The 16,067-nt window shown below is 62.0% G+C and carries 16 protein-coding genes and 1 pseudogene; 7 read left to right on the forward strand and 10 right to left on the reverse strand.

Going from position 1 to position 16,067, the window contains the following annotated elements; all coding sequences use genetic code 11:
- Positions 1 to 330 (forward strand): annotated as a pseudogene (locus tag Q319_RS28265) (hypothetical protein); the annotation flags it as partial.
- A 13-nt stretch (positions 331 to 343) separates the two neighbouring features.
- Here Q319_RS28265 and Q319_RS27115 read toward each other — a convergent pair.
- Both Q319_RS27115 and carB read right to left on the reverse strand, forming a co-directional pair.
- The gene (locus tag Q319_RS27115) at positions 344 to 1,582 is read right to left on the reverse strand and encodes a hypothetical protein (protein ID WP_162178649.1); all 1,239 of its coding nucleotides are present in this window, start codon (positions 1,580 to 1,582) and stop codon (positions 344 to 346) included.
- A 1-nt stretch (position 1,583) separates the two neighbouring features.
- Complete coding sequence (gene carB, locus Q319_RS0112005) at positions 1,584 to 4,661, reverse strand: carbamoyl-phosphate synthase large subunit (RefSeq protein ID WP_029482742.1); 3,078 nt, start codon at positions 4,659 to 4,661, stop codon at positions 1,584 to 1,586.
- 83 nt (positions 4,662 to 4,744) lie between these two features.
- On the opposite strand from carB, the gene Q319_RS0112010 reads away from it, so the two are divergent.
- Both Q319_RS0112010 and Q319_RS0112015 read left to right on the forward strand, forming a co-directional pair.
- Positions 4,745 to 5,302, forward strand: a complete 558-nt coding sequence (locus tag Q319_RS0112010) for a HEAT repeat domain-containing protein (protein WP_156039313.1) — start codon at positions 4,745 to 4,747, stop codon at positions 5,300 to 5,302.
- 88 nt (positions 5,303 to 5,390) lie between these two features.
- Positions 5,391 to 5,657, forward strand: coding sequence for a hypothetical protein (locus Q319_RS0112015; protein WP_029482744.1), 267 nt, complete (start codon positions 5,391 to 5,393; stop codon positions 5,655 to 5,657).
- 89 nt (positions 5,658 to 5,746) lie between these two features.
- Here the strand turns inward: Q319_RS0112015 and Q319_RS0112020 are convergent, their stop codons facing one another.
- From Q319_RS0112020 to Q319_RS0112040, 5 genes are all read right to left on the reverse strand, one after another.
- Complete coding sequence (locus Q319_RS0112020) at positions 5,747 to 6,754, reverse strand: alpha-ketoacid dehydrogenase subunit beta (RefSeq protein WP_029482745.1); 1,008 nt, start codon at positions 6,752 to 6,754, stop codon at positions 5,747 to 5,749.
- A complete protein-coding gene (gene pdhA, locus Q319_RS0112025; RefSeq protein WP_034414881.1) occupies positions 6,751 to 7,800 on the reverse strand; it encodes a pyruvate dehydrogenase (acetyl-transferring) E1 component subunit alpha in 1,050 nt (349 codons plus the stop codon). Before pdhA ends, Q319_RS0112020 begins: the two co-directional genes overlap by 4 nt.
- A 474-nt stretch (positions 7,801 to 8,274) precedes the next feature.
- Positions 8,275 to 9,156 (reverse strand): DUF4384 domain-containing protein, encoded by an 882-nt coding sequence (locus Q319_RS0112030; RefSeq protein WP_051655342.1) that lies wholly within the window; start codon positions 9,154 to 9,156, stop codon positions 8,275 to 8,277.
- 46 nt (positions 9,157 to 9,202) lie between these two features.
- Positions 9,203 to 9,463: a hypothetical protein gene (locus Q319_RS27120; RefSeq protein WP_156039314.1), complete on the reverse strand. Its 261-nt coding sequence runs from the start codon at positions 9,461 to 9,463 to the stop codon at positions 9,203 to 9,205.
- Positions 9,464 to 9,688: 225 nt separating this feature from the next.
- On the reverse strand, positions 9,689 to 10,294 hold the full coding sequence (locus tag Q319_RS0112040; RefSeq protein ID WP_051655343.1) for an RNA polymerase sigma factor: 606 nt from the start codon (positions 10,292 to 10,294) through the stop codon (positions 9,689 to 9,691).
- A 139-nt stretch (positions 10,295 to 10,433) separates the two neighbouring features.
- On the opposite strand from Q319_RS0112040, the gene Q319_RS0112045 reads away from it, so the two are divergent.
- Positions 10,434 to 10,793 (forward strand): FUN14 domain-containing protein, encoded by a 360-nt coding sequence (locus tag Q319_RS0112045; protein ID WP_029482750.1) that lies wholly within the window; start codon positions 10,434 to 10,436, stop codon positions 10,791 to 10,793.
- A gap of 24 nt (positions 10,794 to 10,817) precedes the next feature.
- On the opposite strand, the gene Q319_RS0112050 is transcribed toward Q319_RS0112045, so the two are convergent.
- Together Q319_RS0112050 and pgi are read right to left on the reverse strand one after the other, a co-directional pair.
- The gene (locus Q319_RS0112050) at positions 10,818 to 11,393 is read right to left on the reverse strand and encodes a Uma2 family endonuclease (RefSeq protein ID WP_029482751.1); all 576 of its coding nucleotides are present in this window, start codon (positions 11,391 to 11,393) and stop codon (positions 10,818 to 10,820) included.
- Between the two features lie 41 nt (positions 11,394 to 11,434).
- Positions 11,435 to 13,072, reverse strand: a complete 1,638-nt coding sequence (gene pgi, locus Q319_RS0112055; protein WP_029482752.1) for a glucose-6-phosphate isomerase — start codon at positions 13,070 to 13,072, stop codon at positions 11,435 to 11,437.
- A gap of 223 nt (positions 13,073 to 13,295) precedes the next feature.
- On the opposite strand from pgi, the gene Q319_RS0112060 reads away from it, so the two are divergent.
- From Q319_RS0112060 to Q319_RS0112070, 3 genes are all read left to right on the forward strand, one after another.
- Positions 13,296 to 13,538, forward strand: a complete 243-nt coding sequence (locus tag Q319_RS0112060) for a hypothetical protein (RefSeq protein ID WP_029482753.1) — start codon at positions 13,296 to 13,298, stop codon at positions 13,536 to 13,538.
- 86 nt (positions 13,539 to 13,624) lie between these two features.
- Complete coding sequence (locus tag Q319_RS0112065) at positions 13,625 to 14,137, forward strand: NfeD family protein (RefSeq protein WP_029482754.1); 513 nt, start codon at positions 13,625 to 13,627, stop codon at positions 14,135 to 14,137.
- 48 nt (positions 14,138 to 14,185) lie between these two features.
- Positions 14,186 to 15,724: a carboxypeptidase M32 gene (locus Q319_RS0112070; RefSeq protein ID WP_029482755.1), complete on the forward strand. Its 1,539-nt coding sequence runs from the start codon at positions 14,186 to 14,188 to the stop codon at positions 15,722 to 15,724.
- A gap of 57 nt (positions 15,725 to 15,781) precedes the next feature.
- Here Q319_RS0112070 and Q319_RS0112075 read toward each other — a convergent pair whose 3' ends face one another.
- Positions 15,782 to 16,033, reverse strand: coding sequence for a hypothetical protein (locus tag Q319_RS0112075; protein ID WP_029477987.1), 252 nt, complete (start codon positions 16,031 to 16,033; stop codon positions 15,782 to 15,784).
- Positions 16,034 to 16,067 lie beyond the last annotated feature (34 nt).

The raw sequence follows: 16,067 nt of genomic DNA on the forward strand, positions 1-16,067 counted from the left end.
ATTCTGTATTTATGCAGCGATGACAGCAGTCTGACCGCAAATGAAACCCTTGCGATCTATCAGAAACGATGGCCCGTAGAAGAATTTCACAAATCACTCAAGCAAAATGCCTCTCTTGGGAAGTCGCCTGCCAGTACACCTGCATGTCAGATCAAACACATTCTCTGTTCATTCTACGGACATATCAAGCTGGAAAAATTGAAAATCATCCGCAAGGAAAATCACTTTGCGATGCGAACAAAGATGTATATCGCCGCTCTTAAAACTTCATACGAGGAATTACAAAGGCTGAGGCAGCAATCCGAGAATTTTCAAAACTCTGCCGCGTAAGGTCAGATATTATTTAATTATATGTTCTGCCTATCACATCCCTTATGCAATAGGAAACATACTCTCTTAAGTTTAAAGAGTTAATATTCTGAACTTCTCTAACACCAAAACGGCTCAGCGGATCAAGTTGAGGATTTGAAGATCCAATATATCTCTCAATAGTACGATTGCCTGTGTGTAGATATTTAGAACGTCTATCGTACATAGGGCTTATGTATTCCTTAGAAATGGATTCATTTAAGATTTTAGAAACTAATCCCATAACCCGTTTTTTAACCGAGAACTTAAGTTGTCCACAGTCATCACATTTCTCGACAGGTTGATCTTCTAGTTTAGAAAGTGCCTCTAAGGAAGAGCAATACAGCGAAACGGCTAGTTCGGATGATTCTGGAAGGATGGGCCGAATAGATAGAAATGGATTACTCTCATCTATATCAACAAGAGTAAAATCCTCACTACTGGCTACGACACGGGTTATTATTGAATCGAATGCAATACATTCCATTTTTCTCGCTAAATGAAAATGATGACACGAATTTACAACATCACTTACATTTTGATCTTCAAAACCTAACTCCAAAACTTTATCTATTAATTTTTTTCCCACATCACTGATTTGGATGTAACCGTCTATCATAGGTAAGCCATCAATCCACGGTTGACCGTTCTCATCGAGCCCCTCAAAATCTATTTCCATCATATTCAATTCATCTCCGGTGACATTATCGAGCCACCACGGTAAATTGGTTAAAGCCGCGAGAACATCTAATATAGGTTGAACATATTCGCGATATTTTTCAAATGCATCAATGGAATCATAGCCACGCAAGGGAATGGATAGTAAATTTCCATCAGAATAAGTGCTAATCTTGAAGTTCTTTCCTTCAATATTGCCGAATCTCTCCCGCATAGATTTAAAGAAAAATGTATGGCGGTAGATCATCTCAGAATTTTTATAATTTCTCAGTGCTGTATCTATTAATCTTACTATTTCTTCTTTAGAATCATCCTCTTTACTCTCAAAAGATAATATTTTTACAATACCTCTCTGTTCATAAATAGCTTTCACGCCGAAAGTGCCTAAATTTTCAATTTGGATGTAGCCAAGATTAATAGTGTTGTTGACTGGTTTAAATTTTCCAGTTTGCCAGCGCACTTCTAGGTGTTCAGTACGAATGGTAGACCATAAGCATCGCAGGAATGAATTGGAATCCTCTACAGTTGTAAAGTTAAGTTTCTTTTGCAACAACACTTTATATCCCCACCCACTCCTGCAAACTCCTAACCCCCAACTCCCCCACCCCTTTTGCCCCGGCGATGGCCTTTGCCGTCCATTCGGCGGCTTCCCGCGTACTCACGATGGGAACGCCCCGTTCCAGCGCCGTTCTCAGCAGGCGGCTTTCGGTCACGTCAATCAGCATGTCAGGCAACTTGTCGCCGTCCTGCTCGCGAATCACGCTCAGGCCCGCGCCTTCCAGCGTGGCGGCCACGTCGCCCAGCCCCTCGCCCAGCAGCAGGGCCACGCCGCTCAGGGGCAGGTTGTTCTTGGTCCCCAACTGCGCCCGGTAGAACGCCAGATACGGGTCCGCGTCTATGCCCATGCTCTCGCCGGTGCTTTTCATCTCCGGCCCCAGAATGGGCAGCACGCCCGCGAATTTCAGGAAGGGCAGGTGAACTTCCTTGACGCTGAACATGGCGGGAACCGGCGTTTCCAGCAGCCCGATCTGCTCCAGCGTGTGGCCCACGGCAATGCGGGCGGCACTCTTGGCAAGCGGATGGTTCACGGCCTTGCTCACAAACGGGACGGTGCGGCTGGCGCGCGGGTTGGCCTCCAGGATGTACGCCACGTCGTCCTTGACCGCCCACTGCACGTTCATCAGGCCGCGCACGCCCAGCGCCAGCGCCAGCCGCTCGGTGTCGGCCTTCACGCGGGCCAGCAACTCGGCGCTCAGGCTGACCGGGGGCAGCACGCAGGCGCTGTCGCCGCTGTGAATCCCGGCGGCCTCCACATGCTCCATGATCCCGGCCACCACGGCGCGTTCGCCGTCGCACAGTGTATCCACGTCCAGCTCCAGCGCCCCTTCCAGAAACTGATCCAGCAGGATGCTGGGCTGGCCCTCCACGGCGGCGTACACCTCGTCCAGATAGGTGGTCAGCTCGGTCATGCTGCGAACGGTGCGCATGGCGCGGCCCCCCAGCACGTAGCTGGGCCGGGCCATCAGCGGGAAGCCCAGTTGTTCTGCCAGTGCCTGAGCCTCGTTCGGCGTCGCAGCCACCAGCCCACGCGGCTGCGGCAGGCCCAGACGTTCGCACAGCGCGTTGAAGCTGGCGCGGTCCTCGGCCTCGTCGATGGCGTCCGGGCTGGTGCCGATAATCGGTGCACCCGCCGCCTCCAGCCGCCGCGCCAGCTTCAGCGGCGTCTGCCCGCCCAGTTGCACGATCACGCCCACGGGTTTCTCGTGATCCACGATGTTCATCACGTCTTCAAAGGTCAGCGGCTCAAAGTACAGCCGGTCTGCCGTGTCGTAATCGGTGCTGACCGTCTCCGGGTTGGAGTTGATCATGATCGTCTCGTACCCGGCGTCCTGCAAGGCCCAGACCGCGTGTACGGTGGCGTAATCAAACTCCACGCCCTGCCCAATCCGGTTGGGGCCGCTGCCCAGGATGACCACCTTGGGCCTATCGGTGGGCGTGACCTCGTCCTCCCACTCGTAGGTGGAGTAGTGGTACGGCGTGTGCGCCTCGAACTCGGCGGCGCAGGTGTCCACCGTCTTGTACACCGGGGTGGCCTTCGCCTCTTTGCGTAAGGCGCGGACCTCCAATTCGCTCAGGCCCACGATCTCGCCAATGCGGGCGTCGGAAAAGCCCAGCCGCTTGACCTCGCGCCAGTACTCGTATTTCCAGCCCTTGATCGGCCCCAGCTCCAGAATCTCGCCCTCGGCAGCCACGATCTCGCGCAGTTGGCCCAGGAACCACGGGTCAATCTTGGTGGCGTCGAACAGTTGCTCCAGAGTCTCGCCGCGCCGCAGCAGCTCGATTACCGCTTCCAGACGGCGCGGGTTGGGGTAGAGGAGGCCGCGCAGCTCGTCCGGCGACATGGCCGCGAACACCCCGCGCACGTCGCTTTCCACACTTCGCATGGCCTTTTGCAGCGATTCCTTGAAGGTGCGGCCAATCGCCATGACCTCACCCACTGAGCGCATCTGCGTGCCCAGGTGATCGGAACTGCCGGGGAACTTCTCGAAGGCAAAGCGCGGAATCTTGGTCACCACGTAGTCGATGCTGGGTTCAAAGGCGGCGGGCGTGACGCGGGTGATGTCGTTGGGCAGCTCGTCCAGCGTGTAGCCCACCGCCAGCAGCGCGGCAATCTTGGCAATCGGATACCCGGTGGCCTTGCTCGCCAGCGCGGAGCTACGGCTGACGCGCGGGTTCATCTCGATCACAATGACGCGCCCGTCCACGGGGTTGACCGAGAACTGGATGTTGCTGCCCCCCGTCGCCACGCCGATCTCGCGGATGATGGCGAGGGACATGTCGCGCAGGCGCTGGTATTCCACGTCGCTGAGGGTCTGCGCCGGGGCCACGGTGATGCTGTCGCCGGTATGCACGCCCATCGGGTCAAAGTTCTCGATACTGGTGATGATGATCACCGTGTCGGCGGTGTCGCGCATCACCTCCAGCTCGTATTCCTTCCAGCCCAGGATGCTTTCTTCCAGCAGCACAGATGTGACGGGGCTGTCGCGCAGGCCGCCCTCGGTGATGCTCAGGAATTCCTCGTAGGTGTGCGCGATGCCGCCACCCGTGCCGCCGAGGGTGAAGGAGGGGCGAATCACGACGGGGAGGCCCAGTTCCTTCTGGTACTCGGTGGCCTCTTCCATGCTGTGAACCATCTTGCCCTTGGCCGTTTCAATGCCGATCTTCTTCATGGCGGCCTGAAACAGTTCGCGGTCCTCGCCCTTGTTGATGGCCTCCACCCCTGCGCCGATCAGCTCCACGCCGTACTTTTCCAGCGTGCCGCGCTCGTGCAGTTGCATCGCCAGGTTCAGCGCGGTCTGGCCGCCCAGCGTGGGGAGCAGGGCGTCGGGCTTCTCCTTGACGATCACCTTCTCCACAAATTCGGGTGTCAGCGGCTCCAGATACGTCGCGTCGGCCAGATCGGGATCGGTCATGATGGTCGCCGGATTGCTGTTGACCAGCACCACCCGGTAGCCTTCCTTTTTCAGCGCTTTGAGCGCCTGCGTTCCCGAATAGTCGAACTCGGCAGCCTGCCCGATCTGAATGGGGCCGCTGCCGAGAATTAGGATCGTGTGGAGGTCAGTTCGCTTGGGCATTCCAGAGAAGGAGTATGTCACGCCTCCGGGTGAGGCGGGGAGGGCATGGGTAGGCGAGTTGATGACTGTGCAAGACTGCCAATGTGCGCTCACTGGACGAATCAAGTCGGGTCAAGATCATCACGCATATGGATAGAATTAGCAGCGATTTTGATGCGGAAGTGCCGTTCATAGATGACCAGATCAGAGAAATGCAGCTTGACCTTCACGCCTTCATCAACAGCTTCGATGACTCGGAAATATATGACTTTCTAACAGGTCTATTCGAGAACAGCGACAACGGGCCGACACGCAGCCAGGCGTTCACGGCCCTCGTGCAACTTCCACACCGACAACCCACTGATTTTCTTGAGAAGGTATTAGAACACGCGGACTCGGGTTGGCGCTTGGCTGCGTGCCGAACGCTGGGCGATTTGAGTGAGCGCTGGCGTGGAGAGGCCACCCAACTTCTCTGTCTCGCTCTCCTCAAAGATGCGGACCCGGATGTCCGGTTCTGCGCCGCAGAGAGTTTGGGCAAAGTAGGAAATAGCTACGCCCTAACTGCTTTGCAGCACGCCAGAGAACACGATCAGGGCAAGGACTATGAGGGCTGGCCTGTCGCGAGTGCGGCGGCAAAGGCCATCAAAGCGATCAGTTCATGAATAGAGAATTTCCCTGTGGCTCTGGACTGGATGAAGTCATCGCAACCGCAGGTCGGAGCCTAACCCACCAATTATGCTGTGAACCAACATGAAAGGTGAGCGGGTTAGCATAGAAAGTGTCAGCGGAGACATCAAGCGGATGATGCTTGAGTATCAGCGATTCTTCGTTCTGGACGAGAAAGGCAGGCTCATCGGCGAGTACTATCCGATGCGGCGAACCCGATTTACCAGTCCTTCCGCCAAGGAACAGGACATGCCAGAAGACAACTTCGGCAAAATCATGCGTGAGCTTGCCGAGCGCAACGGCATGACACTGGAGGAACTTGAAGACCTGATGGTAGGCGATCTGCCCTGAACGCTTCGGCTACGGCCTGAGCGTGTGGCGCACGGATGTGCTGTACGGGGTTCTGAATGGGACAGAGGCGGGTTAGCCTCCGCCCCAGTTCAGTACCCCATCACCGCTTTAATCGCCCTCGCCACCCGCACCGCGTTCGGACGGTACACATCCTCAATAGCGGTGAACGGTGGATAAGGCGCGTCAAAGCCCGTCACGCGGATGATCGGGGCGCGGAGGAATTCGATGGCTTCCTCCGCAATCACGGCGCTGATTTCGCTGTGAAAGCCGCCCGTGCGCGGCGCTTCCGTGACCACCACGGCGCGGCCCGTCTTCTGAACACTCGCCAGAATGGTGTCGGTGTCCAGCGGCACGAGGGTTCGCAGGTCAATGACTTCCACGCCAATCCCGGCAGTCTGGGCGGCGGCGGCGGCTTTCTGGGCCACTTCCACCATGCCGCCGTAGCAGATCACGGTCACGTCGTCGCCCTCGGTCACGATTCTGGCCTTGCCCAGCGGAATGCGGTAATCCCCGACTGGTACGTCTTCTTTTACACTGCGATAGAGCTTGATGGCCTCAAAGAAAAACACCGGATCCGGGTCGTTGATGGCCGAGAGCAGCAGGCCCTTGGCATCGGCGGGGGTGCTGGGGATGACCACCTTGATGCCGGGGGTGTGCGCCAGAATCGCCTCGGGGCTATCGGCGTGCTGTTCGGGGGTATGCACGCCGCCGCCGTAGGGAGCGCGGACCACCATCGGCAGGTGGTAGCGGCTGCGGGTGCGGTGGCGGTAGCGCCCCAGATGCGACAGCACCTGATCGAGGGCCGGATACAGAAAGCCCGCGAACTGAATTTCGGCCACCGGCTTGAGGCCCGCCAGCCCCATGCCGATGCCCATGCCCACAATCGCGGCCTCGGCCAGCGGGGTGTCGAACACGCGGTCTATCCCGTACTTGGCCTGCAAACCGTCGGTGGCGCGGAACACGCCGCCCATCACGCCCACATCCTCGCCGAAGATGTGCACGGTGTCGTCCCCCTCCAGCGCCAGATCCAGGGCGTTGTTGATGGCGGCGATCATGGTCATGGTCTTGGTGTCTGTTTTTGGCGCGGTGACGGTCATGCGGTGTCCTTATTCGAGTCCTGCTCGCTCAGAATCTGCTCGCGCTGCCGCTTCAACTGCGGCGTCGGCTCGGCGAAGACATGGTCCAGAATCTCGGCGGGTTCGGGGTCCGGGTAGCTGTCGGCTTCCTTGAGGGCGGCCTCGAACTCGTCGGCCACCTCTTTCAGGAGCGCGGCCTCGGATTCCTCGGTCAGCAACCCCTCGTTCATCAGGTGGGTCTGCAACCTCAGCACCGGGTCCTTGGCATCCCACCCTTCGTTGTCGGCGTCGGTGCGGTAGCGGCTGGGATCGTCGGCCACGGTGTGCGGCTTGACGCGGTAGGTCACGGTCTCGATCAGGGTTGGCCCCTCTCCCCTGCGCGCCCGCTCCACGGCCTCGCGTGTGACGTGATACGTCGCCAGCACGTCGTTGCCGTCCACCCGCACGCCGGGAATGCCGTAGCCCTCGGCGCGTTTGGAGAGGTTGGTGGCCTTGGTCTGCGAGCGCGTCGGTACGCTGATGGCCCAGCCGTTGTTCTGGAGGATGAACACGCACGGAGCTTCCAGCGCCCCGGCGAAGTTCAGCGCCTCGTGAAAGTCGCCCTCGCTGCTGCCCCCGTCGCCGATGTAGGCCATCGCCACGTTCTTGGTGCCCTTGCGTTTCTCGGCCAGCGCCGCGCCCACCGCGTGCGGGTACTGGGTGGCAATCGGGATGTAGAAGGGCAGTACCTTCAGGTTCTCGGGCATGGCCCAGCCGTGCGGAGAGGTGCGCCAGTACGCCAGCGCCCGCGCAATCGGCAGGCCCAGCGTCAGGGCTGCGCCCGTATCGCGGTAGGTGGGAAACAGCCAGTCGTCGGCGGTCAGGGCGGCGGCGGTGCCCACCTGACTGGCCTCCATGCCCCCGAAGGGCGGAAAGACGCCCAGGCGGCCCTGGCGGTACAGCACCCAACCGCGCTCGTCGAAGTGCCGGGCGCGGCGCATCTCGCGGTACAGGCGCAGGCGGGTGTCGGCGTCGGGCAACTCGCCCGCACCTGTGGCGCTGCCGTCCGGCGCGATCAGTTGGAACATGTCCCCGGCCTGCGCGTAGGCGGCGGCAGCGGCGTCGAAGGCGGCGTCGGTGAGGGTAGAGGTGGGGGTGGATTCAGTTGTGGGCCTGGGTTTGGCCTGTTTTGGTCTGGACTGTTTGGGTTCAGATGCGGAACGGGTCATACAACCTCCGGTGGGGCGCGAAAACGAAGGGAAAGGGCCGCCCGGACACAGCGGGGCGGCGGCCACGCCAGCAGTCAGGGCGCGCGGCGCTGGTTGAGCAGGCGGCTGAGCTTGTGGGCTGTGGGCTTGGCAGGCAGGGGCATCAGCAGAAGGCTCCAGTGGGGACGAATTCGTGTGCGCCCAGCCTAGCAGATGACCCCGGCGATACTGGACGCCTCAGCGCCCGCACGGGGTCAGGGAAAACAGAAAAAAGAGGCCCCGCAGGACCTCCTCTTGTATTGCTCTTGTGTTGCTCTTGCTGACGCTGTCTCTATTGCTGGGCAGTCAGCACGCTCAGTCGCGTTCCAGCTTGATTTCCACGCCCTTGTCCTTGCGCTTGACCTCCAGTTCGGCCTCGTCATTGCCCCGGCGGTACTCGCTCTCGATCTCGTTTTTCTTGATCTTCAGCTTGGTCTGCACATAGCCCTCGGCCTTCAGGCGGGCAGCGTAGCTGTCATGCAGGGCGCGCAGATCAGATGGTGCGGCCACCACAGTCTGCCACTTGCGGGCATTGCCCCAGGGGCTACCGGGCTGCACGGGCAGGACAGGAACCGCCGCACTGGCGCGGGCCACCACCTGATAGAACGCCGTGGCGCTGTCCCAGGTATTCTGCGGGACCGGGGTGACCACGATGCTCAGCGCCTGCGCCAGCCCCTGCTGACCCTTGACATTCACGTCCGCAAAGCTGTTCTGTCCGCTCTTGAAAGTGGCGATCTGGTCCAGATTCAGCGCCGTCTTGCTCGCCAGGGCCAGCACCTTGTTCACGCCGTAGGGCGCAGCGATGTCGAAGGTGAAGGGATCGCCCGCCGCCGGGAACACCTTGACCGCGCCCGCCTTCAGAAAGTTCGCGCCGCCCTGGTATTTATTGGGCAGGATCAGGTCCACCTGACCGTTGGGGTCCACGTTGAACAGGTACACGTAGGCGTCCTGAGACACGCTGGCGTACAGCCGAATCCGCTCGCCAGGAGCGTAGGACGGCGTGCGCGTGCCGCTGCTGTCGCGGTCCGTCCAGACCTTGACGTCCACAGTGGTCTGCACCGGGTTGACGATGATGCTCTGCGCGCTGATCTGGGGCGCGGCGTGGGCCGGTCCGCCCAGGCCCGCTGCCAGCAGAGCGCTGAGGCCGAGGGCGATCCTGAAGGGTGCTGATTTTGTGGAAGAGGGGAAAGTTTTCATGCCCCGAGTGTGGGACGCGCTGATGATCCGGGGCTGACCTCCGCCGTCATCTGGCGCACACCCTGTCGTGGGCACGAAAAATATGGCTCCAGGGGAAGCCGCCGGACCCGCCCTGCCTGCGGAGCTTCTTCAGCCCCTTGCAAATGTCCTTCAGCTCTTTTGACCGTTTCAGCCGCGTCTCCGCCGTCCGGGCCTGCCCCTTGAGCAGCGACTTGCCCGCCGACAGAGCGGCCCGGCCCTCCAGACGGTGCGCCGTGTCCTGCACGCTGTCCCCGACATCTCCGATCACGTTCTGAATGGTTCCCATGCCGGTCTTCCTGTAAAGAAAGAGAGGGTTATGGTCCGTGTTCACGGCCTCGCCGCGCAGTGTCGTAAATGGGGACGCCCGGATGCTGAGCGACGATTTGTCGGTCCACTGACGCGCGCTTGAGCAAAGCTCTATGAAAACGGGAATTGAAAGCATCAGATGGTCTGGAAGACCCCACGTTACGCAGACGATTCACGGTTGTTGGGATTTGACGGCGGGGCTACCCTAATGCACGTCGGCAACGTCGGCCAGCAGTTCGGCCAGTTGTTCCTTGGCGCGGAAGACGCGACTCTTGGCCGTGCCCACCGCCACGCCCTGAATGCGGGCGATGTCCTCGTAGGGCATGTCCTCCACGAAGCGCAGCACCACGGCCTCGCGGTAGTCGTCGGGCAACTTGAGCAGGGCGCGCTGCACGCGGTCCTGGGCGTCGGCGCTCTCGGCGGCCCGCACCGGGGAACGCGCCTCAGAGGTGACCTCGAAACCGATGTCCTCGCGCGCCTGCTCCAGGCTGAAGCGTTGCAGTTGCTTGCGGCGGTGGGACTCAATCTGGGTGTTGCGCGCCACCTGATACAGCCACGGGAGTACGCGCTCGCCGGGCCGGAAGGTGCGGATGCTGCGCCACGCGCGGTAAAACACCTCCTGGGTCAGGTCCAGGGCGTCCTCGGTGTTGCCTTCGAGCCGGTACAGGTAACCGTACATGCGGCCCTCGTACTCCTGCACGAAGGCGTACCACGCGGCCTCGTCGCCCGCCGTCAGCCGGGAAAGCAACTCCGGCGAGACGACATCGGGGGCGGCAAGGGGCGGGGCAGCGGGATCGGGCGGCGAGGTCACGTCCTGCCTACCATACCGTCCCGGCGGGCAGCGGCGCGTCCCACTTATGAGTGGTCCTGCCAGAGATGCAGCCTCCAGCCTGATCCCCCGGCCCCATTCAGGGCATTCGCGCTAGGATGCCGCACTGAAAGGCCCCGTGATGACTGCGACTTCAACCCCCACATCCCCCACCAATCCCGGCTTCCTTGACGCCCTGCGCCCGCTGCTGCCCGAGCTGAGCGTGGGCGCGCTGCTGGGCTTTGCCACCGCACTGGCCGTGAAAGCCGTGGGACGTTTTGTGCTGATCATCGTGGGGCTGCTGTTCATTACGCTGCAACTGCTGTCGTATTTCGACATCGTGACCATCAACTGGCTGCACCTGCAATCGGTGGCCGAACCGGCGCTGAAACAGGGCAGCGAACAGGGGGCCGCGTGGTTTCAGCGCGTGCTGCTGGCGAATCTGCCCTTTGCGGGAGCCTTCACGGCAGGCTTTTTGCTGGGCCTGCGAATACGGATTTAGAAAGCGGGCAGTCAGGTTCGGCGCTCACTCTTCCACGGCTGGCCCCACACGCACCCCAGCGTAAATCTCGGTCAGGGACAGGGCCACATTCACGCATGGCAGGGTCAGGGCGTCCTGAACGGTTTCCTGCGTCCAGCCGCCGCCGGGTAAGCGGCGATACAGCTCTGCCGCCTGCGCCTCGCTGTCCACCAGCAAATAGCCCTGAAGGCTGGGCAAACTCAGGTAGTCCTGCGCCTTGAAAGTCATGTCCACCTGCCGGGTGGAGCGGCTGAGGATTTCGACGATCAGACAGGGACGGGTTTCGGCGTGGGTTTCTGTGTTGTCCTCATCGCAAACCACCACCAGATCGGGGTAGTAATAGCGCAGGCCACCAGCACGCCGCAGCTTGACTTTCATGTCACTGGCGTAGACCCAACATGGGCCACCTTCAGTGGCATTCAACAGCACCCGTAAAATATTGCTCGCCACACGGCCATGCGTGCGGCTGGCCCCGGCCTGCGCATACACGAAGCCGTCCACGTACTCGCGCCGCACCGGGCTGAGTTCCTCGGACGCCAGATAATCCTGTTCGGTCAGCAGGCGCAGGGCGGGGTCAGACATGGGACCAGTTTAAGGCGAGCGGCCCCCCGAAGACTCAAGCCCTAGCGTCGGTCCCGATACCGCCGAATCAGCGTGTTGGTGCTGCTGTCATGCTCCAACTGTGGCTCCGCGCCCGCTTTCAGCTCCGGCACGATCTTCCCGGCCAGCACCTTGCCCAGCTCCACACCCCACTGGTCAAAGGAATTGATGTTCCACACGGCCCCCTGCACAAAGACCTTGTGTTCGTACAGGGCGATCAATGCGCCCAGCGTGCGCGGCGTGAGTCTGTCGGCCAGCAGGGTATTGGTGGGCCGATTGCCGTCGAAGACGCGGTGCGGGGCCAGCGCCGGGTCCACGCCCTCGGCCAGCACGGCGTCCAGCGACTTGCCGAAGGCCAGCGCCTCGGTCTGCGCGAAGACGTTCGCCATCAGCAGATCCTGGTGGGGCGGGCCGCCGGGCGTGGGCAGCGGATTGAGGGTCTGGCAAAAGCCGATGAAGTCGCAGGGAATCAGCTTGGTCCCCTGGTGGATCAACTGGTAAAAGGCGTGCTGGCCGTTGGTCCCCGGCTGCCCCCAGATCACCGGCCCGGTCTGGTAATCCACCGCCTGTCCGTCCAGGGTGATGTGCTTGCCGTTGCTCTCCATGTCCAGTTGTTGCAGGTAGGCGGGGAAAAATTGCAGGTACTGGTCATACGGCAGCACGGCGTGGGACTGTGCATCAAAGAAATTGTTGTACCAGACGCCCAGCATCCCCATCAGCACCGGGAGGTTCTTCTCCAGCGGCGCGATGCGGAAGTGTTCATCCATGTCGTGGAATCCGGCCAGCAGTTCGGTGAAGCCGTCCGGGCCGATGGCGAGCATCAGGCTCAGGCCGATGGCGCTGTCCATGCTGTAGCGCCCGCCCACCCAGTCCCAGAAGCCGAACATGTTGGCGGTGTCGATGCCGAAGTTCTGCACAGCGTCGGCATTGGTGGACACGGCGACAAAATGGCGGGCGACGGCTGCCTCATCGTTCAGTGCTGCCAGTAACCACGCGCGGGCCGAGGACGCGTTCGCCATCGTCTCCTGCGTGGTGAAGGTCTTGGAACTGACGATAAACAGCGTTTCGGCGGGGTCCAGATCGCGGGTCTTTTCCACCAGATCGGTGCCGTCCACGTTGGACACGAAGCGCACGGTCAGGTCACGCTGGGCATAATGCTTGAGCGCCTCGTAGGCCATCACTGGCCCCAGATCGCTGCCGCCGATGCCGATATTCACGATGTTCTTGATCGGCTTGCCCGTGAAGCCCGCCCACTGTCCGGCCCGCAGCGCATCGGCAAATTTCGCCATGCGGTCCAGCACCTCATGCACGTCCGGGACGACATTCTGGCCGTCCACCATCACAGTGGCCCCCCGTGGCTGACGCAGGGCGGTGTGCAGGACGGCGCGGTTCTCGGTGACGTTGATGCGCTGGCCCGCGAACATGGCGTCGCGTTTGACCTCCACTCCGGTTTCATGGGCCAGCGCCAGCAGCAGCTTCAGCGTCTCGTCTGTCACACGGTTCTTGCTGTAATCCAGATAAAGGCCCGCGCCCTCGGCATTCAGGCGTTCGCCGCGCCGGTCATCACCTGCAAACAGGTCGGCCAGCAGGGTGTCTTTCATCATCCGGTAGTGGCTGGTTAAAGCCGTCCAGGCGGGCATTTCGGTCAGGCGGGTGGACATGGGAAACCTCCGTGGGCAGGGGTGTGGGGCGGCAGAAACAGGGCGGTCTGGAACAGTCCACTGGAGCATAGCGCCCACTCTTGGGCCGGGGCATGGGGCGTTCAGACACCTGAACCCGGCCCCAATCCGGCGCGGACCCCCCCGCTCCCTAAACGGCCCGGCCCCGACCTGCCGCCGCCCACGCGTCAGAGCGCTGTGCCAGGGCATTTTCTAGACTCCGGCCATGATCAGGTCCTTCGATTCAGGCAGACGGTGGAACCTCCAGAAAAGCACCGTGCTGGGCAGTCCTGAACTGCACGAGTTTCGCCCCGCCCCGCTACAGTCCCAGACCACTCCCCTTCAGGCCACCCCGCCCCTACAGTTCTGCCCCGAAAGCCTGAGCCGCGCCCTGCTGGCCGAGGAAAACCGCCAGACCCTCAAACTGGTGGGCCGCCTGCGTTGGGCCACCCAGGCCACCAGGAATTGAGCCGGACGCAGGGCCGGACACTGAGCCAAACGCTGGCAACCTTTCCCCCCCCCGCCGCGTAATAGGCGGCAGAGGGGGACTTTGCTGTGGGCATCTATCTGATCTGCTTGATCGTGGGCGGCGTGCTGTTCGGGCTGTCGTTGCTGGGCGGGCATGATGTTGGTGGGCATGACCTCACCGCAGATCATCCCGGCTCGGGAGACATCGCCTCATGGTTCAGCCTACGGGCGCTGGTGAGTTTCGCCACGTTTTTCGGGCTGGCTGGAGTACTGGGCGGGCTGATCGGCGCGTCCGTGACCGTGCAGTTCGTGATGGCGCTGGTCAGTGGACTGGCGGTGGGCGGCTTCACGGCCTACCTGTTCCGGCTGGCCCGCACACGCGGCGAGGTCAGCGGGGGCACGGGACGGCTGGCGGGGCGCACGGGAGAGGTGCTGATCTCGCCCGCGCCGGGACGTCCGGGCCGGGTGGCCGTGACCATTTCCGGGCAGGTCACGCAACTGGCCGCCCACAGCGACGACGCCCTGCATCCCGGCGACGCGGTGATCGTGATCGGTCAGGAAGGCGGCGTACTGGACGTGAAACTCTGGGACGGGGCATAGGCGGCTGGACCCCGGCCCCGTCTCCGCTTTGCGGCGTTATCCTGAAGCATGACCACAACCCAGTCCACCTCCACACCCGAAACCGTGACCGAGCCATCCATGACCGAACTGCGCCGCCGTCTGGGGCAGGTGTCCGATTTGGGCGCGGCGGAGGCGCTGATGTCCTGGGAGCAGGAAACCAGCATGCCGGACGAGGCTGCCCGCGTGCGGGGCCTGCAACTGTCCACCCTGGCGGGCCTGACCCACGCGATGTTCACGGATGAGAAGACCGGAGAGCTGCTGAACGCCGCCGCGCCGCAGGATGACACCGACACGGCCATCGTGCGCGTGTCGCGGCGTGATTTCGAGAAGGCCACCAAGCTGCCCACCGAGTTCGTGGAGGAGCGGACCCGCGCCCAGAACGAGGCCCACCACGCCTGGATCGCGGCGCGGAAAGGCAGCGACTTCGCCACGTTCGCGCCGCACCTGACCCGAATGATGGAGCTGGCCCGCCGCGAGGCCGATCTGCGCGGCTACGACGAACACCCCTACGACGCCCTCCTGGACAACTACGAGCCGGGGATGCGGGCGGGCGCGGTCAAGACCATCTTCGCGGACCTGCGGGACCGCACCCTGCCGCTGCTCAGGCGCATCGCGGCGGCAGAGGACGCGGCGGATTACGGCGTGCTGACGCGGCCCTTTCCCGCCGAGGCGCAGAAAGCCTTCGCGTGGAAGATCGCGGGCGAGGCGTTCGGGCTGGACAGTTCCTTTTCCCGCCAGGACGAGAGCGCGCACCCGTTCATGACCAATTTCAGCCGCTCGGACCTGCGGATCACCACGCGGGTAGAGCCGTACTGGCCCGCCTGCCTGTTCGGAACGTGGCACGAGACCGGGCACGCCATGTACGAGCGCGGCGTTTCCGGGCGCTGGGAGCGGACCCCGGTGTCAGGGGGCGCGAGCCTGGGCGTGCATGAAAGCCAGTCGCGGCTGTTCGAGAACCTGCTGGGCCGCAGCCTGCCGTTCTGGGAACGCTACTTCCCGCAGTTTCAGGCCGCCGCCCCCGAAGTCACCGCCGGGCTGGACGCACAGACCCTCTACCGCGCCGTCAACCGCGTCAACCCCAGCATGATTCGGGTGGAGGCCGACGAGGTGACGTACAACTTCCACATCATGCTGCGCTTTGAACTGGAACTGGCGCTGCTGGAGGGCAACCTGAAGGTCTCGGAGCTGCCCGAGGCGTGGAATGCCAAGATGCAGGACTACCTGGGGCTGACCCCACCCAACGACGCGCAGGGCGTGTTGCAGGACGTGCATTGGTCCGCCGGGCTGATCGGGTACTTTCCCACCTACGCGCTGGGCAACCTGCTGAGCGTGCAACTGCTGGAGGCGGCGCAGGCGGATGCAGGGGTTGCACAGGGCATCCAGAACGCCGAATACGCGCCGCTGCTGGCGTGGCTGACCGAGAATGTTCACCAGTCTGGGCGCAGCCTGACGCCCACGCAGATCACCGAGCAGGCCACCGGACGCCCGCTGAGCGCCGATCCGTATGTGGCGTATCTGCACAAGAAATACGGCGAGATTTACGGGCTGGACGGGGCGGAAAGCTAAACACGAAACAGAGGAACGGCCCGCAACTTAATGTCCGGGCCGTTTTCCCTCTTCCTTTCAGACCGCCTGTTTGCGCTCGGCCTGAGTGACCAGATAAGCGCGGGCCGCGCCCAGCCAGCTCTGGGCCAGGGCCGTGTTGGGGTGGCCGCGTTCGCGCAGGGCGTGGGTGCCGAGGCACAACTGACGCTCCACGCGGCGCACGGCCAGCAGGCCGCCATCATTCTCCACTTCGATCAGGGTGTTTAAGACGGTGGTGGGGTGAACGTACCCCACGCGGATGCTCTCGGCAATCGTGTCCAGTGCGCGCATAACTGTGGACTCCTTCCAGCCTGAGGGGGCCGCG

Origin of the sequence: Deinococcus marmoris DSM 12784 (assembly GCF_000701405.1) — a bacterium.
Taxonomy (GTDB): Bacteria; Deinococcota; Deinococci; order Deinococcales; family Deinococcaceae; genus Deinococcus; species Deinococcus marmoris.